The 5,131-nt window shown below is 57.9% G+C and carries 4 protein-coding genes; 1 reads left to right on the forward strand and 3 read right to left on the reverse strand.

The features are described from left to right. Positions 1–253, reverse strand: a 253-nt coding sequence (locus tag GEU01_RS19320; protein WP_042710966.1) for a helix-turn-helix domain-containing protein, incomplete at its 3' end; no start/stop codon positions are given. A gap of 100 nt (positions 254–353) precedes the next feature. Here GEU01_RS19320 and GEU01_RS23400 point away from each other — a divergent pair. After that, a complete protein-coding gene (locus GEU01_RS23400) occupies positions 354–1,427 on the forward strand; it encodes an amino acid permease (protein ID WP_019087372.1) in 1,074 nt (357 codons plus the stop codon). A 12-nt stretch (positions 1,428–1,439) separates the two neighbouring features. Here GEU01_RS23400 and GEU01_RS19330 read toward each other — a convergent pair whose 3' ends face one another. After that, positions 1,440–3,602 (reverse strand): PQQ-dependent dehydrogenase, methanol/ethanol family, encoded by a 2,163-nt coding sequence (locus GEU01_RS19330; protein ID WP_019087373.1) that lies wholly within the window; start codon positions 3,600–3,602, stop codon positions 1,440–1,442. A 370-nt stretch (positions 3,603–3,972) separates the two neighbouring features. Then, a complete protein-coding gene (locus tag GEU01_RS19335) occupies positions 3,973–5,052 on the reverse strand; it encodes an IS5/IS1182 family transposase (protein WP_019085572.1) in 1,080 nt (359 codons plus the stop codon). Positions 5,053–5,131 lie beyond the last annotated feature (79 nt).

Consider the following 5,131-nt stretch of genomic DNA (forward strand, 5'->3'; position numbering starts at 1 on the left):
GGCGGGCTTTCTGTCCCCCGCCATGACGATCCACAAGGCCATCCGGGCCATCCGCATTGAAACGCAGCACCCAGTCACGGATACTCTGGCGGTCTGTCCCCGCAAGCAGGGCCGCCTCGCCGCGCGAGGCGCCATCATAAATCGCCGCAAGCGCCAACAGGCGACGCGACTGACCCGCATGCCGGCTTCTGCGCGCAAGGCGTCGCAACTCCGAACTATCATGATCGTCACGCAGGGATAGAGGGCTGCCCATCCAGAATGCCTCCTTCAGAGAATGGTCTGCATCCTATGAATCACATTTTTAAACCGATGGGTACCCCGTGAGTCAGGCCAAACAATGGTTGGTATTATGGGTGAACAGTCCGTCCGCTGGCGGCTATATCAACCTGCCAGCGGTGGTCATTACCCTGCTGATCACCTGGCTCCTGATTCTGGGCACGACCGAAAGCGCGCGGGCCAACGCCATTCTGGTCGGCATCAAGGTCGCAGCCCTGTCCCTGTTCGCCATCCTTGCCATCCCGGTCATGAACACCAGCCATTTCGAACCCTTCATGCCGACCGGGATCACGGGCATGGCCGGGGCCGCGGCATCCATCTTTTTTGCCTATGTCGGCTTTGACGCCGTATCAACAGCGGCCGAGGAAACACGCAACCCGCAGCGCAATGTGCCCATCGCCCTGATTGCCTCCCTCGCCTTCTGCACCATTTTCTACCTGCTGGTTTCGCTTGGGGCCATTGGTTCCCCCCTTGGCGCACAGCCAATTACCGGGGCCGATGGCAGCATACTGGCACCAGGCACGCTGGCGCTGGAACAGAGATGCCGCGCGATTGCCGCAACCGGCACGCAGGATCCCCTGCCCTGTTCACATGAAGCCCTGGCACACGTGCTGCGCTCCATCGGGTGGACCAGGATCGGTAACCTGATCGGTCTTGCGGCGACCATCGCCCTGCCTTCCGTCGTGCTGATGATGATTTTCGGGCAGACGCGCATATTTTTCACCATGGCGCGTGATGGCCTGCTGCCCGACAGCTTTGCCCGTGTCCACCCCCGCTATCGCACGCCGCATATCGTGACGATTGTAACGGGCATTGGCACGGCGCTTGGTGCCGCTTTCCTGCCCGTGGGCACCCTGGCGGACTATTCCAATTCCGGCACGCTGTTTGCATTCGCCATGGTGGCCGTATCCGTCCTGATCCTGCGCCGGACCGATCCCACGCGCGTCCGGCCGTTCCGGGCCCCTGCCATATGGCTGTTCGCGCCGCTTGCCATCATTGGCTGCATCTATCTTTACCTGTCACTGGACCTGATCGCGATACTGGTACTGCCGGTATGGGGCGTGATAGGATTGCTCATATATTATGGATATGGTCGTTCGCGCAGTTATGTTGGGCGGGGGATTGAAGTATCCGACAGCATGAATTCCTGATTCCCGTATCGTCTATGGTTGTGACAGGGTCTGGTGCGCGCGTTCGATAATGAACTGCCGGATGCTTTCAATTTCATCCGGCTTCATGGATTTTTCAAACCCGTCCATGCCGAAACTGCTCAGCGCCCCCTTGCCCACGATGGCGTAGAAACTGTTCTTATCCTGAATGGCCGGGGATTTCCGCAGATCCGGCAGGACGCCATTCCATTCCACATTGGCACCATGGCAGTACTGGCAGTAATTCTGGTACTGCTGGCTTCCCGCCAGTGCCTGCCGGGGCACGAACGACGCCGGTGGCGGGGATGAGGGAACAGGAGCATCACTGACAGCAGGCAGATGGTCCTTGCCATCAAGGGCAAAGGCAAGGACACGGGAATGATTGACAGACCCGGTTTCCTGACGGGCCCGTCCTGTCGCGAACAGGCCATACGACCCGCCCCAGCCCACTTCAATCGCGACATACTGCCGCCCACCGATACGATAGCTGACGGGAGAAGCGATGATGCCACTTTGCGCATCGAAGCTGAACAGATCCTTCCCGTCATGCGCGTCATAGGCATGGAACGTGCCGTCCGTCAGCCCCTGGAACACCAGGTCGCCAGCGGTGGCAAGTGTTCCGCCATTCGCCGGGCCTTTCTGCACCACTTCCCATCGTGCCGTCTGTGATACCGGATCCCACGCCACCAGCGTTCCCCGCAGGTCCCTGACGGCGGCTTTCTGTTCCTCGGTGGACGGCATTCTGTCATCTGGCTGAATATCAAGCCCCAGATTCCAGCCATCCGGCAGGGCCCTGAATTTACGCGCGCCCTTCAGGTGATCGGGCACCTGCTGGGTCGGCAGGTACACCAGTCCCGTACGGGGGCTGTAGCTCATCGCGGCGATACCGTGCCCACCCATATCCCCCGGAAAAACGTAGAATGGTTTGCCGGTGACGGAATACTGTGCGGCCGGATTGAAGATCGGCCGCCCTGTTTTCGGGTCCAGTCCCTTTGCCCAGTTTACGAAAACGAAGTTCCTGCCAGATATAAATTCACCTGTCGCGGCATCCAGAACGTAGAAGAAGCCGTTCTTGGGCGCATGCACGATCACATGCCGCATCTGCCCACCAAGGGGAAGGTCAAGCGTCATGATCTGCTGGGTTGATGTATAATCCCACTGGTCTTCAGGTGTTTCCTGAAAATGCCAGACATATTCACCCGTTTCCGGTTTTACCGCGACAATGCTGTCAAGGAAGAGGTTGTCCCCCTTTCCGTTGGAACGGATGCCATAACTCCATGGCGACCCGTTACCCGCCCCGAAATAGACAAGGTCCGTTACCGGATCATATACAATCGAATCCCATACCGTACCGCCGCCACCCTGACGCACCCATGCGCCCGTGGGGCTCCATGTCGGATAAGCGCGGGTCATGAGAACCGTATCGGACGGCGCGTGGTCGGGTCTGTTATGGGGGTTGGGCACCGTAAAGAACCGCCAGTCCAGCCTGCCCGTTTCCGCATCAAACGCTGAAATGAAACCACGGGCGCCAAATTCCGCCCCACCGTTTCCGATCAGCACCCTGCCCTTTGCAATACGGGGTGCGCCGGTAATGGTATAGGCCTGCTGCTGGCCCAGATCTGCATCTGTCGGGATCGTATTGACACTCCAGACGACTTTGCCATCCTTTGAATCCAGGGCAATCAGCCTGTTGTCAAAGGTCGCCAGATACAGCCTGCCATTCCAGTAGCCCAAGCCACGGTTTACGATATCGCAACACCCCCGGACACCGACCCTGCCATCCACCTTCGGGTCATAGGCCCATAGCAGGCGGCCGGTCGCGGCATCCAGCGCCTTGACCTTGCTCCACGCGGTGGTGGTGTACATGATCCCGTTGACGATCAGGGGCGTCGCTTCCTGCCCCCGGTTGGTATCCAGATCATAATGCCACGCCAGATGCAGGCGACCAATGGTTTTGGCATTGATCTGCATTAAAGGGCTGTATCGCTGTTCTGAATAGGTACGGCCATGGATCAGCCAGTCACCGGGATGGTCATCGGCATGAATAATGGCGTCCCCTGTCGATTCCGCATGGACCGGGGCAGCCGCACACAGGAGCATTCCCATACCCAGCAGGACATCACGCCACCGAAGATTTGGAAGATGATGCCCCCATATGGTACTGTACTGCATGCTCATGAAGCCTGTTTCCTTTCCTGATAAAACCCGCATGACTTAAATATTCCTGTATCGTATCTAATATGGACGGGAATGACACGTGATTTTTCCGTCAACCATCGGGTATTCAACCTTGGAACAGACAATATGTTAGAAATACAATTTTTATTTTTCTAATATTGTTTGAAAAAATAATAAAACTTTCAGGTGCAGTATTTCCTAAAAAGATGATGTTCCCTGAATCTGGAGACCCGCAAAAACCGGGTAATTTCTGGCGAAGCGGGCTGGCTTGATGACGTCGAGGTTGCGGGGCGCACCAAGGGTATCATTCGGACCGATTTCCACGATACCCGGCGTTGATTTCGCCGGTTTTGCCGACTTGCAGACAGAGTCAGCCTGCGGTTTCTAGACGCTCGTGGAAGATCAGCCGATTGAAGTTGTAGGCCAGGTTGCAAAGGGTCAGTTTCGCCTCAGCGCGGGCGAGGCCGATGGTGCGGATGAACAGGTTGAACCGGTTTTTCTGATGCGCGAAGACATGCTCAACATGCGCACGGATCGAGGATTTGGCGGCATTGGCCCGCGCGGTTGCCTTTGACATCGGCTTGCCCATGGGTTTGCGCCGATGAATACGGGACGTGAGCATCTGGTCCGACAGCCACTTCTCGTTGCGCCTGGATCGATAGGCACTGTCTGCCCAGACCTCGGAACTGGTATTGTTCGTGCTGACGACCTGCCGGAGAAGACGCCCGTCCGCCGCTGACGCCGAAGTCACCGCCATGCCTCGGATGAAGCCGAAGCGTCGGTCGATGCTGATGTGGGATTTGTAGCCGAAGACCGGCAGGGCGATCATGGGGAGCGGCGTCCCATCTGCCCGATACCGGACTTTTCCGCCGACCTTGAGTGTCCAGCGAGCGTCGGTATCCTTCTGTGCTGCCTTGTTCGGCTCGTCCGGCCAAATGTCGCTGGCGCTCTTCCCTGACTTGATCGCTTCGCGTTCGCCCTCGGTGTTCCGCTGTCTTGGCGCAGGCACTAGCGAGGCGTCCACGATCTGCCCGGACATTGGCATGTAGCCCTTCTTCTGGAGTTGCCAGTCAAAGGCCTTCATCACCCGCCTGAGCGTTCCCGTCTCGGTCAGGCGATTGCGAAAATGCCGGATCGTATTCTCGTCCGGCGTTCGATCCCCGAGCGACAGCCCCAGAAATCGCAGCCAACTCAGCCGATCGCGGATCATGAACTCCATCCGGGCGTCTGACAGATTATGCTGCGCCTGCAGGATCAGGACCTTGAACATCATCACCGGATCGAATGGTGGGCGGCCGCCTTTGCTACCATCGCCATACCCAAGCCCTTCGACCAGCCACGCCCGGAAATACTCGAAATCCACCGTCTCCTGCAAAACCTCGAGCGGATCGCCCTCTTTGCTCAATGCATCAAGGTGATCGCTCAAACTGAACAGGGACTTGGGATCCATAGCAGGCCTCCGTGATCGCGTAACTTCAATGAATCACCATAGCCGTCCAAACGCTACCGGTTTTTGCGGGTCTCCAGCT

It is taken from the genome of Komagataeibacter europaeus LMG 18890, assembly GCF_000285295.1.
In the GTDB taxonomy this organism is placed as follows: Bacteria; Pseudomonadota; Alphaproteobacteria; order Acetobacterales; family Acetobacteraceae; genus Komagataeibacter; species Komagataeibacter europaeus.